General features: G+C 59.6%; 13 protein-coding genes and 2 tRNA genes. All 15 read right to left on the reverse strand.

All coding sequences use genetic code 11. The features are described 5' to 3' along the window. Positions 1-222: GTP-binding protein (locus VK98_RS21950; protein WP_048413476.1), on the reverse strand; the 222-nt coding region annotated here is incomplete at its 3' end. A 76-nt stretch (positions 223-298) separates the two neighbouring features. Beyond that, the gene (gene fusA / locus VK98_RS21955) at positions 299-2,395 is read right to left on the reverse strand and encodes an elongation factor G (protein WP_048416065.1); all 2,097 of its coding nucleotides are present in this window, start codon (positions 2,393-2,395) and stop codon (positions 299-301) included. A 27-nt stretch (positions 2,396-2,422) separates the two neighbouring features. Next, positions 2,423-2,893, reverse strand: a complete 471-nt coding sequence (rpsG, locus tag VK98_RS21960; RefSeq protein WP_021479140.1) for a 30S ribosomal protein S7 — start codon at positions 2,891-2,893, stop codon at positions 2,423-2,425. Positions 2,894-3,002: 109 nt separating this feature from the next. Next, positions 3,003-3,374, reverse strand: coding sequence for a 30S ribosomal protein S12 (gene rpsL, locus VK98_RS21965; protein ID WP_019103491.1), 372 nt, complete (start codon positions 3,372-3,374; stop codon positions 3,003-3,005). Between the two features lie 206 nt (positions 3,375-3,580). Beyond that, positions 3,581-7,777 (reverse strand): DNA-directed RNA polymerase subunit beta', encoded by a 4,197-nt coding sequence (rpoC, locus tag VK98_RS21970; protein ID WP_048416066.1) that lies wholly within the window; start codon positions 7,775-7,777, stop codon positions 3,581-3,583. Between the two features lie 54 nt (positions 7,778-7,831). Further along, positions 7,832-12,007 (reverse strand): DNA-directed RNA polymerase subunit beta, encoded by a 4,176-nt coding sequence (gene rpoB / locus VK98_RS21975; protein WP_048416067.1) that lies wholly within the window; start codon positions 12,005-12,007, stop codon positions 7,832-7,834. A gap of 158 nt (positions 12,008-12,165) precedes the next feature. Beyond that, complete coding sequence (rplL, locus tag VK98_RS21980; RefSeq protein ID WP_019102910.1) at positions 12,166-12,537, reverse strand: 50S ribosomal protein L7/L12; 372 nt, start codon at positions 12,535-12,537, stop codon at positions 12,166-12,168. Positions 12,538-12,573: 36 nt separating this feature from the next. Continuing rightward, positions 12,574-13,071, reverse strand: a complete 498-nt coding sequence (rplJ, locus tag VK98_RS21985; protein ID WP_048416068.1) for a 50S ribosomal protein L10 — start codon at positions 13,069-13,071, stop codon at positions 12,574-12,576. Between the two features lie 86 nt (positions 13,072-13,157). Then, positions 13,158-13,232: transfer RNA gene (locus VK98_RS21990), tRNA-Thr, on the reverse strand. Between the two features lie 179 nt (positions 13,233-13,411). Next, positions 13,412-14,107, reverse strand: a complete 696-nt coding sequence (rplA, locus tag VK98_RS21995; RefSeq protein ID WP_048416069.1) for a 50S ribosomal protein L1 — start codon at positions 14,105-14,107, stop codon at positions 13,412-13,414. After that, positions 14,108-14,539 (reverse strand): 50S ribosomal protein L11, encoded by a 432-nt coding sequence (gene rplK, locus VK98_RS22000; protein ID WP_048416070.1) that lies wholly within the window; start codon positions 14,537-14,539, stop codon positions 14,108-14,110. 99 nt (positions 14,540-14,638) lie between these two features. Next, entirely contained in the window at positions 14,639-15,172 is a 534-nt protein-coding gene (gene nusG, locus VK98_RS22005; RefSeq protein ID WP_048411720.1) for a transcription termination/antitermination protein NusG, read from the reverse strand. Continuing rightward, positions 15,172-15,528 carry a preprotein translocase subunit SecE gene (gene secE / locus VK98_RS22010; protein ID WP_082159188.1) on the reverse strand — a complete coding sequence of 119 codons (357 nt, stop codon included), beginning with the start codon at positions 15,526-15,528 and terminating at the stop codon, positions 15,172-15,174. Before secE ends, nusG begins: the two co-directional genes overlap by 1 nt. 68 nt (positions 15,529-15,596) lie before the next feature. Then, positions 15,597-15,672, reverse strand: a tRNA-Trp gene (locus tag VK98_RS22015). A 10-nt stretch (positions 15,673-15,682) separates the two neighbouring features. Next, positions 15,683-16,463 (reverse strand): elongation factor Tu (locus VK98_RS22020; protein ID WP_048413698.1); only part of this gene is annotated, 781 nt, incomplete at its 5' end.

A 16,463-nucleotide genomic window follows, 5' to 3' on the forward strand; every position in this document is an offset into this window, starting at 1 on the left:
GGACTCGGTTTCGTATTCTACGTGAGCGGTATTGATGGTAATACCACGAGCCTTCTCTTCCGGCGCGCTGTCGATCTGGGAGTAGTCTTTGGCTTCGCCGCCGAACTTCTTGGACAGAATGGTGGTGATAGCAGCGGTCAGAGTGGTTTTACCATGGTCCACGTGACCGATGGTGCCTACGTTTACGTGCGGTTTGGTCCGCTCAAACTTTTCTTTTGCCATTTTGCAAAAATCCTTAATTAAAGAACATTAGATCGGGACTGACCGGACCTCACGGCCCGGCCAGCCTCAGCGCGCATTACTTGCGAGCGGCCATTACGGCGTCGGCAACATGCTTCGGAGCTTCGGAGTAGTGCTTGAACTCCATGGAGTAGGTCGCACGACCCTGGGTAGCGGAACGCAGGTCGGTGGAGTAACCGAACATCTCGGCCAGCGGCACTTCGGCCTTGATCTTCTTGCCACCCAAACCATCGTCGTCCATACCCTGAACGATGCCGCGACGACGGTTCAAGTCGCCCATCACATCGCCCATGTACTCTTCCGGAGTTTCCACTTCCACCGCCATCATCGGCTCGAGGATGCACGGACCGGCGCGGCGCATGGCTTCTTTGAATGCCAGGGAGCCAGCCAGTTCGAACGCGATCTGCGAGGAGTCGACGTCGTGGTAGGAACCGAAGGTCAGACGCACGGTAACGTCAACCACCGGGAAGCCGGCGAGAATACCGCTGGACAGGGTGTTTTGAATACCCTTGTCCACGGACGGGATGAATTCACGCGGAATCACGCCACCCTTGATCTCGTCGACAAACTTGTAGCCATTGCCCTCGCCGGACGGCTCCAGGGTAATGACTGCGTGGCCGTACTGACCCTTACCACCGGACTGCTTGACGTGCTTGCCGTCAACGTCGGTAACGGTTTTGGTAATGGTTTCGCGGTAAGCCACTTGCGGAGCGCCAACGTTGGCTTCAACGCCAAATTCGCGCTTCATGCGGTCAACCAGAATTTCCAGGTGCAGTTCGCCCATACCGGAAATAATGGTCTGGCCGGATTCTTCGTCGGTACGCACGCGGAACGACGGGTCTTCCTTGGCCAGGCGGTTCAGGGCAACGCCCATCTTCTCCTGGTCGGCCTTGGTCTTCGGCTCAACGGCAACGTGAATCACCGGCTCCGGGAACTCCATGCGCTCCAGGATGATTTCGGCGTTCAGATCGCACAGGGTTTCGCCGGTGGTCACTTCTTTCAGGCCGATGGCGGCGGCGATGTCGCCTGCGCGCACTTCTTCCAGCTCGATACGGTCGTTCGCCATCATCTGCACGATACGGCCGATACGCTCTTTCTTGCCCTTGATGGAGTTCAGCACGGTATCACCGGACTTCACCACACCGGAGTAGACGCGGAAGAAGGTCAGCTGACCAACGTACGGGTCGTTCATCAGCTTGAACGCCAGAGCCGAGAACGGCTCGTCGTCGGAAGCGTGACGCTCGGCCGGCTTGCCGTCGGTTTCACCCGCGATAGCCGGAATGTCGATCGGCGCCGGCAGCAGTTCAACCACGGCGTCCAGCATGCGCTGAACACCCTTGTTCTTGAACGCGGAGCCGCACAGCATCGGCTGAATTTCGCAACGCAGGGTACGCTCGCGCAGACCGGCGATGATTTCTTCCTCGGTCAGCGTTTCGCCGCCCAAGTACTTGTCCATCATCTCATCGCTGACTTCGGCGGCGGCTTCAACCATCTTCTCGCGCCATTCTTCAGCCACGGAAACCAGGTCGGCCGGGATCTCGCCGTATTCGAATTTCATGCCCTGGGAAGCTTCATCCCAGATGATGGCCTTCATCTTCAGCAGGTCAACCACGCCGGTGAAGCCGTCTTCCGCGCCGATAGGCACGACGATGGGCACCGGGTTGCCGCGCAGGCGAGTCTTCACCTGTTCAACCGCACGGAAGAAGTTGGCGCCTTGACGGTCCATCTTGTTCACGAAAGCGATACGCGGAACTTTGTACTTGTTAGCCTGACGCCATACGGTTTCAGACTGGGGCTGAACGCCACCCACCGCGCAGTACACCATCACCGCGCCGTCCAGAACGCGCATGGAACGCTCTACCTCAATGGTAAAGTCCACGTGCCCCGGGGTGTCGATGATGTTGAAGCGGTGCTCGGGGAACTGCATCCCCATACCTTTCCAGAAGGTGGTCACAGCAGCGGAGGTGATGGTAATGCCACGCTCCTGCTCCTGCTCCATCCAGTCGGTGGTGGCAGCGCCGTCATGAACCTCGCCCAGCTTGTGGTTCACGCCGGTGTAAAACAGAATACGCTCGGTAGTGGTCGTCTTACCGGCGTCAATGTGAGCAGAGATACCGATATTACGGTAACGCTCAATGGGGGTTTTCCTTGCCACGATCTACACCTTAAATAGTGGGTCTGCTTAGAAGCGGAAGTGCGAGAAGGCCTTGTTGGCTTCTGCCATGCGGTGCACTTCGTCACGCTTCTTCATCGCGCCGCCACGGCCTTCGGCCGCGTCGAGCAACTCACCAGCCAGGCGCAGGTCCATGGACTTTTCGCCGCGCTTGCGCGCAGCGTCGCGCAGCCAACGCATGGCCAGAGCCATACGACGCGACGGACGTACTTCAACAGGAACTTGATAGTTGGCACCGCCTACGCGGCGGCTTTTTACTTCAACTACCGGCTTGGCATTGGACAGTGCTGCGTTGAACACTTCCAGGGCGTTTTTGCCGGATTTCTTTTCGATCTGTTCCAGAGCACCGTAGATGATGCGTTCTGCAACGGATTTCTTGCCATCGATCATGACTACGTTCATGAACTTGGACAGGTCCTGGGAACCGAACTTCGGATCCGGCAGGATTTCGCGCTTGGGGACTTCTCTGCGACGTGGCATGTTACTTCCTTAGATTATTCAGTTGAGCTTGGGCTCATGACTACCCAATGGAGCAGTCACTTACTAGACGACCCTGAGTGTTGATCAGGCCGCCTTGAGAGCACCCCAATTACTTGGGACGCTTGGCGCCGTACTTGGAACGAGCCTGTTTACGGTCTTTAACACCTGCGGTGTCGAGGGAGCCGCGAACGGTGTGGTAGCGAACACCCGGCAAGTCTTTTACACGACCGCCGCGGAGCAGCACTACGGAGTGTTCCTGCAGGTTGTGGCCTTCACCACCGATGTAGGAAATCACTTCGAAACCGTTGGTCAGACGAACCTTGCACACTTTACGCAGAGCCGAGTTCGGCTTCTTCGGAGTGGTGGTGTAGACACGGGTGCACACGCCACGCTTCTGCGGGCAGGCTTCCAGCGCAGGCACCTTGCTCTTCGCCTTGATGGCGACGCGGCCTTTGCGAACGAGTTGGTTAATGGTTGGCATTACTATCAGTTCCTAGTTGAAGCTCTCCAACGGCAACACGCCGCCAGAAAGGACGGAGGATTATATTTTAGTCAACGTCCTACCGTCAATGAAAACAACGCCGCCCCATCACCTTAACCGTTGATAGGGCAGCGTTTTTTCAACACTTTGCGTCAGGACCGGCGGAGGCGGGCAATTCCGCCCCTTCCGGCCAGGACGACTAAGCGTTATTCGTTGCTGTCGAGCGCGTCGGCCGGAGCGATGTCGAAGAACTGGGCTTCGGCCGCTTCCAGCGTGTGCTGGGTCGAACCGCGACGGGTGCGGTGGTAAGCCAGGCCGGTACCCGCCGGGATCAGACGGCCAACGATCACGTTTTCCTTCAGACCACGCAGATCGTCCTTCTTGCCCATGATCGCCGCTTCGGTCAGCACGCGAGTGGTTTCCTGGAAGGAAGCCGCGGAGATGAACGAGTCGGTGGACAAGGAGGCCTTGGTGATACCCAGCAGCACGTTTTCGTACTGCGCGGGCTCGCGGCCTTCCGCCAGCATCTTGTCGTTCATTTCCAGCGCGTCGGCGCGCTCCACCTGCTCACCCTGGATGAACTCGGTGTCGCCGCTGTCGGAGATGATCACGCGACGCAGCATCTGGCGAATGATCACCTCGATGTGCTTGTCGTTGATCTTCACGCCCTGCAGACGATACACCTCCTGCACCTCTTGGACGATGTAGCGGGCCAGCGCCTCGATACCCTGCAGACGCAGGATGTCGTGCGGGTCCACCGGGCCGTCCACGATGGATTCGCCGCGGTTCACCACCTGACCATCGTGCACCAGCACGTGCTTGTCTTTCGGGATCAGGTTTTCGTAACCGTTGCCTTCCAGATCGGTGATGATCAGGCGCTGCTTGCCCTTGGTGTCCTTGCCGAAGGAGATCGTGCCGGTCACTTCCGCCAGCATGCCGGCGTCTTTCGGCGAACGCGCTTCGAACAGCTCGGCCACACGCGGCAGACCACCGGTAATATCGCGGGTCTTGGACGATTCCTGCGGGATGCGGGCCAGCACTTCGCCCTTGCCCACTTCCTGACCGTCGCGCACCGTGATAATGGCGCCCACCTGGAAGGTGATCGATACCGAGGCTTCGGAACCGGCCAGCTTCACTTCGTTGCCGTTGTCGTCCAGCAGCTTCACCAGAGGACGCAGCATCTTGGACTGCGAACCGGCGCGGCGCTTCGGATCGATAACCACCAGCGTCGACAGACCGGTCACTTCGTCAGTCTGCTTGGCAACGGTGTTGCCCTCTTCCACGTTTTCGAACTTCACGCGGCCAGCGTACTCGGTGATGATCGGACGGGTGTGCGGGTCCCAAGTGGCCAACACGGCGCCGGCCTTGATCTGCAGACCGTCGGTCACCATCAGGGTCGCGCCGTACGGCACTTTGTGACGCTCGCGCTCGCGGCCCATATCGTCGTGGATCACCACTTCGCCGGAGCGGGTGATGACGATCAGCTCGCCCTTGGTGTTCGCCACATAGCGCATCTGGCTGGAGAAGCGCACGGTGCCGTTGGACTTGCCTTCCACCTGGCTCGCCGCCGCGTTTCGCGACGCCGCACCACCGATGTGGAAGGTACGCATGGTCAGCTGGGTGCCCGGTTCACCGATGGACTGGGCGGCGATCACGCCAATGGCTTCGCCGGCGTTGACGCGCTTGCCGCGCGCCAGGTCGCGACCGTAGCACTTGGCGCACAGACCGTAGCGGGTGTCGCAAGTGATGGCGGTGCGAACTTTCACCTCGTCGATGCCGAGGCTGTCCACCACGTCCACCAGCTGCTCGTCCAGCAGCGTGCCGGCTTCGATCACGGTCTCGCCGGTGGACGGATCCACCAGGTCGATCGCGGCCACGCGGCCCAGAATGCGGTCGCGCAGCGGTTCGATCACGTCGCCGCCCTGCAGCACGGCCTTCATGGTGAAGCCGTTGCTGGTGCCGCAATCGTCCTCGATCACCACCAGATCCTGGGTCACGTCGACCAGACGACGGGTCAGGTAACCGGAGTTCGCGGTCTTCAAGGCGGTATCCGCCAGACCCTTACGCGCACCGTGAGTGGAAATAAAGTACTGCAGTACGGTCAGGCCTTCGCGGAAGTTCGCGGTAATCGGCGTCTCGATAATCGAGCCGTCCGGCTTGGCCATCAGACCCCGCATGCCGGCCAGCTGCTTGATCTGGGCGGCGGAACCCCGCGCGCCCGAGTCGGCCATCATGTAAATGGAGTTGAAGGATTCCTGATCGACTTCCTTGCCTTCGCGGTCCAGCACCTTCTGCTTGGACAGCTCGTCCATCATCGCCTTGGCGATCTTGTCGCCGGTGCGGCCCCAGATGTCCACTACCTTGTTGTAGCGTTCGCCCTGGGTCACCAGACCTTGACGGTACTGCTCTTCGATCTCTTTGACTTCCTTCTGCGCGTCGGCGAGCAGGTCGACCTTCTTGGCCGGGATCTGCATATCGTCCACGCAAATGGAGATGCCGCCGCGAGTAGAGTAGGCGAAACCGGTGTACATCAACTGGTCGGCGAAGATCACGGTATCGCGGATGCCGCAACGGCGGAACGATACGTTGATCAGCTTGGAGATTTCCTTCTTCTTCAGCGCCTTGTTGATGTGCTCGAACGGCAGGCCCTTCGGCAGGATATCGGACAGGATGGCGCGGCCCACGGTGGTGTCGTAACGCTTGATCACCGGCTGGAACTCGCCCTGCTCGTCTTTTTCCCATTCGCGCAAACGCACGGTGATGCGCGTCGCCAGTTCGACCTGACGGGTTTCGTAGGCGCGATGCACTTCCTTGGTGTCCGCAAACACCATGCCTTCGCCCTTGCCGTTCACCTTGTCGCGGGTCATGTAGTACAGACCCAACACGATATCCTGCGACGGTACGATGATAGGATCGCCGTTGGCCGGGGACAGCACGTTGTTGGTGGCCAGCATCAGGGTGCGGGCTTCCATCTGCGCTTCCAGCGACAGCGGCACGTGAACGGCCATCTGGTCACCGTCGAAGTCGGCGTTGAACGCCGCGCAAACCAGCGGGTGCAGCTGGATGGCCTTGCCTTCGATCAGCACCGGCTCAAACGCCTGAATGCCCAGACGGTGCAGCGTCGGCGCACGGTTCAGCAGTACCGGATGCTCGCGAATCACATCTTCCAGGATGTCCCAAACTTCCGGCACTTCCTGCTCTACCAGCTTCTTGGCCGCCTTGATGGTGGACGCCAGGCCCATTACTTCCAGCTTGTGGAAGATGAAGGGCTTGAACAGTTCCAGCGCCATCTTCTTCGGCAGGCCGCACTGGTGCAGACGCAGGGTCGGGCCCACGGTAATCACGGAACGACCGGAGTAGTCCACGCGCTTACCCAGCAAGTTCTGACGGAAACGACCACCCTTGCCCTTGATCATGTCGGCCAGCGATTTCAGCGGACGCTTGTTGGCGCCGGTCATCGCCTTGCCGCGACGGCCGTTGTCCAGCAGCGAGTCAACCGATTCCTGCAGCATGCGCTTCTCGTTGCGCACGATGATGTCCGGCGCGCGCAGTTCCAGCAGACGCTTCAGACGGTTGTTGCGGTTGATCACGCGGCGGTACAGATCGTTCAGATCGGAAGTCGCGAAGCGACCGCCGTCCAGCGGCACCAGCGGACGCAGTTCCGGCGGCAACACCGGCAGCACTTCCAGGATCATCCATTCCGGCTTCATGCCGGAACGCTGGAAGGCCTCCAGCACTTTCAGGCGCTTGGAGATCTTCTTGATCTTGGTGTCGGAGCTGGTGGCCTTGAGTTCGGCGCGCAGGGTCTCGATCTCGCTGTCCAGGTTCAGCTTTTTCAGCAATTCCTTGACCGCCTCGGCGCCCATCATGGCGACGAATTCCTCACCGTACTGGTCTTCCTTGTCCAGGAAGTCCTCTTCGGTCAGCAGTTGACGGTATTGCAGCGGGGTCATGCCCGGATCGGTCACCACGAACGCTTCGAAGTACAGCACGCGCTCGATGTCGCGCAGCGTCATGTCCAGCACCATGCCCAGACGCGACGGCAGCGACTTCAGGAACCAGATGTGCGCGGTCGGGCTGGCCAGCTCGATGTGGCCCATGCGCTCGCGACGCACCTTGGACAAGGTGACTTCCACGCCGCACTTCTCGCAGATCACGCCGCGATGCTTCAGGCGCTTGTACTTGCCGCACAAGCACTCATAGTCCTTCACCGGTCCGAAGATGCGCGCGCAGAACAGGCCGTCGCGTTCCGGTTTGAAGGTACGGTAGTTGATGGTTTCAGGCTTTTTTACTTCACCATAAGACCAGGAACGGATCTTGTCAGGCGAGGCGATGCCGATCTTAATCGCATCAAACTCTTCTTCTTGCGTAACTTGCTTAAAGAGGTCGAGCAGAGCTTTCATTGCGTCTCCAGTCAGGGGACAGGCGCGGCGGCTTGCCGCGCCCATTCAACCCAATCAATAACGTTCCAGGTCCATGTCGAGGCCGAGCGAACGGATTTCCTTCACCAGCACGTTGAAGGATTCCGGCATGCCGGCATCGATCTTGTGCTCGCCCTTGACGATGTTCTCGTACACCTTGGTACGACCGGTCACATCGTCCGACTTCACTGTCAGCATTTCCTGCAGGGTGTAGGCGGCGCCGTAAGCTTCCAGCGCCCAAACCTCCATCTCACCGAAACGCTGGCCACCGAACTGGGCCTTACCGCCCAGCGGCTGCTGGGTCACCAGCGAGTACGGGCCGGTGGAACGCGCGTGCATCTTGTCGTCGACCAGGTGATGCAGCTTCAGATAGTGCATCACGCCCACGGTGACCTTGCGGTCGAAGGCTTCGCCGGAGCGGCCGTCGTACAGGGTCATCTGGGTCTTGGACTCATTAAAGCCCATTTTCTCGGTCAGCGGGTCTTCGTCCGGGTAGGCCAGATCCAGCATGTGCTTGATCTCGGTCTCCTTGGCGCCGTCGAATACCGGCGTGGCGAACGGCATGCCCTTGCGCAGATTGTCGGCCAGCGCCAGCACTTCGTCGTCGCTCAGCGAGGCGATGTCTTCGGCCTTGCCGGCTTCGTTGTAGATGCGCTCCAGATAGCCGCGCACCGAGGAAGCGGTCTGCTGCTCCTTGACCATGCGGTCGATGCGCTCGCCGATGCCCTTGGCGGCCCAACCCAGATGCACTTCCAGAATCTGACCGATGTTCATACGCGACGGTACGCCCAGCGGGTTCAGCACGATGTCGACCGGACGACCATCCCCCATGTAAGGCATGTCTTCGATCGGCAGAATGCGCGACACCACGCCCTTGTTACCGTGACGGCCTGCCATCTTGTCGCCGGCCTGCAGGCGGCGCTTGACGGCCAGGTAAACCTTGACCATCTTCTGCACGCCCGGCGGCAGTTCGTCGCCCTGGGTCAGCTTGCGCTTCTTGTCTTCGAACTTGAGGTCGAATTCTTCGCGCTTCTGCGCCAGGCTTTCCTTGATCAGTTCCAGCTGCTTGGCGATGTCTTCATCGGCCATGCGGATGTCGAACCAGTCGTGCTTGGACGGCAGATCGGCCAGGTATTCCTGATCGATCACAGTGCCTTTCACCAGGCGCTTCGGACCGCCGTTGGCGACCTTGCCCACGATCAGACGCTCGATGCGGCTGAAGGCGTCGTTGTCGAAAATACGCAGCTGGTCGTTCAGGTCCAGGCGATAGCGCTTCAGTTCCGAATCGATGATGGACTGGGCGCGCTTGTCGCGCTCGATGCCTTCGCGGGTGAACACCTGAACGTCGATCACGGTGCCCACGGTGCCGGTCGGCACGCGCAGCGAGGTGTCCTTCACGTCGGAAGCCTTCTCGCCGAAGATCGCGCGCAGCAGCTTTTCTTCCGGCGTCAGCTGGGTTTCGCCCTTAGGCGTCACCTTGCCCACCAGCACGTCGCCCGCTTCAACCTCCGCGCCGATGTAGACGATGCCGGATTCATCCAGACGGCCGGCCATACGCTCGGACAGGTTCGGGATGTCGCGGGTGATTTCCTCAGGGCCCAGCTTGGTGTCGCGGGCAACCACGGACAGTTCTTCGATATGGATCGAGGTGTAGCGGTCTTCGGCGACCAGCTTCTCCGAGATCAGGATCGAGTCTTCGTAGTTGTAACCGTTCCACGGCATGAAGGCGATGGTCATGTTCTGACCCAGCGCCAGCTCGCCCAGGTCGGTGGAGGCGCCGTCGGCCACCACGTCGCCGCGGGCGATGTGGTCGCCCACTTTCACCACCGGACGCTGGTTGATGTTGGTGTTCTGGTTGGAGCGGGTGAACTTGGTCAGGTTGTAGATGTCCACGCCCACTTCGCCGGCAACAGCTTCTTCGTCGTTGACGCGAACCACCACGCGGGTCGCGTCGACATAGTCGACCACGCCGCCGCGACGCGCCACCACGGTGGTGCCGGAGTCAACCGCCACCGAGCGCTCGATGCCGGTGCCCACCAGGGCTTTTTCCGGACGCAGGCAAGGCACGGCCTGACGCTGCATGTTGGCGCCCATCAATGCGCGGTTGGCGTCATCGTGTTCCAGGAACGGAATCAGCGAGGCGGCGACGGACACCACCTGGCCGGTGGCCACGTCCATGTACTGCACGCGGTCCGGAGTCGCCAGAATGGTTTCGCCCTTCTCGCGGCAGGTCACCAGCTCGTCGATCAGCGCACCCTCTTCGCTCAGCTCGGCGTTGGCCTGAGCAATCACGTAGCGGCCTTCTTCGATCGCGGACAGATAGTCGATCTCGTTGGTCACCTTGCCGTCCACGACTTTGCGGTACGGGGTTTCCAGGAAGCCGAACTCGTTGGTGCGCGCGTAGACGGACAGCGAGTTGATCAGACCGATGTTCGGGCCTTCCGGCGTTTCGATCGGGCACACGCGGCCATAGTGGGTCGGGTGTACGTCGCGCACTTCGAAGCCGGCGCGTTCGCGGGTCAGACCGCCCGGACCAAGAGCCGATACGCGGCGCTTGTGGGTGATTTCCGACAGCGGGTTGGTCTGGTCCATGAACTGGGACAGCTGCGAGGAGCCGAAGAACTCCTTGATCGCGGCGGACACCGGTTTGGCGTTGATCAGATCGTGCGGCATCAGGTTGTCGGACTCCGCCTGATTCAGGCGTTCCTTGACCGCGCGCTCCACGCGCACCAGACCGGCGCGGAACTGGTTTTCGGCCAGTTCGCCCACCGAACGCACGCGACGGTTGCCCAGGTGATCGATATCGTCCACTTCGCCGCGGCCATTGCGCAGCTCGGTCAGGATGGCGATCACGGAAACGATGTCTTCAGTCGACAGCGTGCCTTCCATCACATCGCGACGCTCGGCGAATTTCTCGCCGATCAGCACCTTGAACCACTCAGGGGTCTTGTCGTCGAATTTGTACTGGTAGGTGCGCGAGCTGAACTTCATGCGGCCCACGCGCGACAGATCGTAGGTTTCTTCGCTGAAGAACAGACGCTGGAACAGCGCTTCCACCGCGTCTTCCGTCGGCGGTTCGCCCGGACGCATCATGCGGTAGATGGCCACGCGGGCCTGCAGCTGGTCCTGGATATCGTCGGCGCGCAGGGTCTGGGAGATGTAAGAGCCCTGATCCAGGTCGTTGGTGAACAGCACTTCCACCTGCTGGATATCGGCCAGCGCCAGCTTGGCCAGCACTTCCTCGGTCACTTCGTCGTTGGCGCGCGAAATCAGCTCGCCGGTGTCGGCGTTGGCGACGTTGTGCGCCAGCACCTTGCCCAGCAGCGCGTCGGCCGGCACTTCGATGCGGTCCAGCTCAGCGGTCTGGATGTCGCGAATGTGCTTGGCGGTGATGCGCTTGTCCTTGGCCACGATCAGCTTGCCGTCGGCGGCAACGATGTCGAACTTGGCCACTTCGCCCTTCAGACGATCCGGAACCACGCGCATGAACACGCCGCTCTTGGTCAGGTAGAAGGTGTCGAAGCTGTAGAACTCGGACAGGATTTCTTCGTTGGTGTAACCCAGCGCCTTCAGCAGGATGGTCACCGGCATCTTGCGGCGACGGTCGATACGGAAGTACAGCAGGTCTTTCGGGTCAAACTCGAAGTCCAGCCAGGAACCGCGGTAAGGAATCACGCGGGCGGAGAACAACAGTTTGCCGGAGGAATGAGTCTTGCCGCGGTCGTGCTCGAAGAACACGCCCGGGGAACGATGCAACTGAGAAACGATGACGCGCTCGGTGCCGTTGATGATGAACGAGCCATTGGTCGTCATCAGCGGGATTTCGCCCATGTACACTTCGTTCTCGCGCACTTCCTTCACCACCGGCTTGGAAGACTCCTTGTCGAAGATGGTCAGGCGGATGCGCGCGCGCAGCGGAGCGGCGTAGGTGATGCCGCGCAGCTGACACTCCTGCACATCGAACGGCGGCTCGCCCAAGATGTAATGAGCGAAGTCCAGACGCGCGTAGCCGTTGTGGCTAATGATCGGGTAGATCGATTTGAACGCAGCCTGAAGGCCCACATCCCTACGCTGGTCAAGCGGCACACCCAACTGGAGAAATTCGGTGTAGGAATCAATCTGGGTCGCCAACAGGAATGGGACATCGAGAACACTGGCACGCTTCGCAAAACTTTTACGAATACGCTTCTTCTCAGTAAACGAATAACTCATAGAGTCTCCATCGAGGTGGGGTGGCGCAAGCAAGAAACCAAAAGTCAGCAGCCACGCTCAATAATTGCTGGCTTTTACCTTCTTCGTTTCGGCCAACTACAAGCGCAATAAGGCTGGCGGATTTCTCCGCCAGCCTCACCCTCTTTTTTCAAAGAAGATTATTTGATTTCAGCCTTAGCACCGGCTTCGGTCAGCTGTTTCAGGATGTCGTCGGCTTCAGCCTTCGCCACGCCTTCTTTCAGGGCTTTCGGAGCGCCGTCAACCAGGTCTTTGGCTTCTTTCAGGCCCAGACCGGTGATTGCGCGCACAACCTTGATCACGCCAACCTTGTTGTCGCCAGCGCCAGTCAGGATAACGTCAAACTCGGTTTTTTCTTCAGCGGCAGCAGCGCCGGCGCCAGCCGGGCCAGCAACAGCAACAGCAGCGGCGGAAACGCCGAACTTCTCTTCGAACGCCTTAACCAGGTCGTTCAGTTCCATCACGGTCAGACCAGCAACGGCCTCGAGGATGTCTTCTTTGGTGATTGCCATGTGAAAATCTCCTGAATTCTATAAGAATCAAATAAGTTAAGCGGCTTCGGCTTGCTTCTTGTCGGACAGGGCGGCCAGCGCGCGGGCGAAGCCAGCGACCGGAGCCTGCATAACGTAGAGAAGCTTGGACAGCAGTTCTTCGCGGCTCGGGATGGACGCGAGCTCAGCAACCTGAGCGGCGTTCAGCACTTGGCCATCGTAGGAACCTGCCTTGACGATGATTTTGTCGTCAGCCTTGGCATATTGATGCAGCACCTTGGCAGCAGCTACCGGGTCGGTGGAAACAGCGTAAACCAGCGGGCCGACCATTTGGTCAGCCAGACCGGCAAACGGAGTGCCTTCCACAGCACGGCGAACCAGCGTGTTCTTCAGAACGCGCAGGTATACGCCATTCTCACGCGCTTGAGCGCGGAGTTTGGTCATGCTGCTTACCTCGATGCCCCGATATTCAGCGATAACGAGGGTCTGAGCGCCTGCCAGCGTGGCAGATACTTCAGCTACGACCGCCTTTTTATCTTCGATATTGAGACTCAAGGTCTACCTCCTAGACTGAAATGAAGCGAAAGGATTTTCGCTTCGCTTTGCAGCGGCGACCTACATCAGGAGACATCATAAAGAACTGGTGCTCATGGGCGGAATTGAACCGCCGACCTCTCCCTTACCAAGGGAGTGCTCTACCCCTGAGCTACATGAGCTTGAACTTTGTTCAGAAGCCTGTTTCGGGTACACCATCTGCGTAGGGTGCGGACTTCCTTACCGGCAAATCTGCGATTAAGCCTTGCGGCGCCTACGGTCTTTGACAACCTGGCAAGCGAACTTGCCAGCCCAAAGCCTTGGCGAGGCGGCGAACCGCCCCGCCAAACTCAAACAACGATTAAGCGCTGATCGAGTTGGTATCTACACGAGCGCCGACACCCATGGTGCTGGATACGGCGATCTTTTTCAGATACACGCCCTTGGAAGCTGCCGGCTTGGCTTTCACCAGGGCATCAACCAGAGCGGAGAAGTTTTCACGCAGGGCTTCGGCTTCGAAAGAAGCGCGGCCGATGGTGGCGTGAACGATACCAGCCTTGTCGGTACGGTACTGAACCTGACCGGCCTTGGCGTTTTTCACGGCCTCGGCTACGTTCGGGGTCACGGTACCCACCTTCGGGTTCGGCATCAGGCCACGCGGACCCAGGATCTGACCCAGCTGACCCACAACGCGCATCGCGTCCGGGGAGGCGATCACGATGTCGAAGTCCAGGTTGCCGGCCTTAACCTGCTCGGCCAGGTCGTCGAAACCAACGACTTCGGCGCCAGCGGCTTTAGCGGCTTCAGCGTTCGCGCCTTGAGCGAACACGGCAACGCGTACGGACTTGCCGGTACCGCGCGGCAGAACCACGGAACCACGGACCACTTGGTCGGATTTGCGCGGATCCACGCCCAGATTCACGGCCACGTCGATGGACTCGTCGAATTTGGCGGTGGCGGCGGCTTTCACCAGGGAAATAGCTTCGTCGATGGCGTACAGCTTGTTGCGATCAACGCCAGCCTTCAGAGCTTGCAAGCGCTTGGAAACCTTAGCCATTTACACGCCCTCCACTTCCAGACCCATCGAACGGGCGGAGCCGGCGATGGTGCGAACAGCGGCGTCCAGATCGGCAGCGGTCAGGTCCGGCTGCTTGGTCTTGGCGATTTCTTCCAGCTGAGCGCGAGTCACTTTACCCACCTTGTCGGTATTGGCTTTAGCCGAACCGGACTTGATGCCAGCAGCCTTCTTCAGAAGGATGGTGGCCGGGGGGGTCTTCATCACGAAGGTGAAGGACTTGTCCGCGAAGGCGGTAATCACTACGGGAATCGGCAGACCCGGCTCAACGCCTTGGGTCGCGGCGTTGAACGCCTTGCAGAATTCCATGATGTTCAAACCACGCTGGCCCAGGGCCGGACCGATCGGCGGCGACGGGTTGGCTTTGCCAGCGGGCACTTGCAGCTTGATATAGCCGACAATTTTCTTTGCCACGATTAAACTCCTAGTTTGGGTATAGCGCGAGCGTCAACTCGCTTCCCGACGAAAGCGCAACAGTATACACGCTTAAAAAAAGCTTGCCAAGAGGCAGACTTACAACTTCTCAACCTGACTGAATTCGAGCTCAACCGGGGTGTCGCGACCAAAAATCTGCACCGACACGCGCAGCTTGTTGCGCTCGTAGTTCACTTCATCGACGGAACCATTGAAGTCGTTGAACGGGCCGTCGATGACGCGCACCTTCTCGCCCACTTCGAACAGAACCTTCGGTTTCGGCTTTTCCACGCCCTCTTGCATCTGCTGCATGATGGCCTCGACTTCCTTCTTGGAAATCGGCGCCGGGCGGTTGGCGGTGCCGCCAACGAAGCCAGTCACTTTCGGCGTGCTCTTGACCAGGTGCCAGGTGTCGTCGGTCATTTCCATCTCGACCAACACATAGCCCGGGAAAAACTTGCGCTCGGTAATGGAGCGACGGCCATTCTTGACGTCGACAACCTCTTCTACCGGCACCAGGATTTGACCAAACTGATCGGCGACATGAGAACGCTCGATGCGCTCGCGCAACGCCTTTTGCACGCTTTTTTCAAAACCGGAATAAGCGTGAACCACATACCAGCGCATTGCCATTATTTACCTCGACCGAGAATCACATCATAAAACAGCCAGGACAGACTGGAGTCCACCAACCACATGAACAAGGCCAGCACCAGCACGAAAACAAACACCATGCCGGTCATCTGCATCGCCTCTTTGCGAGTCGGCCACACCACCTTGCGCGCCTCGACCAGAGACTCGTTGGCGTAAGTGACGAAACCCTTGCCCGGCTGCGACAGCCAAACCGCGCCAGCCGCCAGAATCACGCCGGCCGCAAACGAAAGCGCGCGCAAAATACCCTGGTCCGCCGGAATCATGTAAAAGCCGACGATACCGGCCGCCACCAGCAAACCGGCCAGCGCCAGTTTGATTTTATCTTGCATTTCCATGTCGATATCTTCTCTTGCGCGTATGCGACAAAAGACCAACCGGCGCACAAGCGCCGGCTGGTCTTAATTGGCAGGCCAGGAGGGTCTCGAACCCCCAACCCTCGGTTTTGGAGACCGATACTCTACCAATTGAGCTACTGGCCTTTAAACCTGATTAAGCGATGATCTTAGCCACCACGCCGGCGCCGACGGTACGACCGCCTTCGCGGATGGCGAAACGCAGACCATCTTCCATGGCGATCGGAGCGATCAGCTCAACAGTGATCTCCACGTTGTCGCCCGGCATTACCATTTCCACGCCTTCCGCCAGAGTAACGGCACCCGTTACGTCGGTGGTACGGAAGTAGAACTGCGGACGGTAGTTAGCGAAGAACGGGGTGTGACGGCCACCTTCGTCTTTGCTCAGTACGTATACCGAAGCCTGGAACTTGGTGTGCGGGGTGATGGAACCCGGCTTGGCCAGAACCTGACCACGCTCAACGTCTTCACGCTTGGTGCCGCGCAGCAGCACGCCCACGTTGTCGCCGGCTTGACCTTGGTCCAGCAGCTTGCGGAACATTTCCACGCCGGTGCAAGTGGTCTTCGCGGTAGCCTTCAGGCCCACGATTTCCAGTTCTTCGCCGACTTTAACAATGCCGCGCTCAACACGACCGGTCACCACGGTGCCGCGGCCGGAGATCGAGAACACGTCTTCGATCGGCAGCAGGAACGGCTTGTCGATGGCGCGTTCCGGAGTCGGGATGTAGGAATCCAGAGCGGCAGCCAGCTTGAAGATGGCCGGTTCGCCGTATTCGGACTGGTCGCCCTCCAGCGCCAGACGAGCGGAGCCGATCACCACCGGGGTGTCGTCACCCGGGAAGTCGTAGGAAGACAGCAGATCGCGAACTTCCATTTCAACCAGTTCCAGCAGTTCAGCGTCGTCCACCAGGTCGGCC

Source organism: Chromobacterium sp. LK11, from assembly GCF_001043705.1.
Taxonomy (GTDB): domain Bacteria; phylum Pseudomonadota; class Gammaproteobacteria; order Burkholderiales; family Chromobacteriaceae; genus Chromobacterium; species Chromobacterium alkanivorans.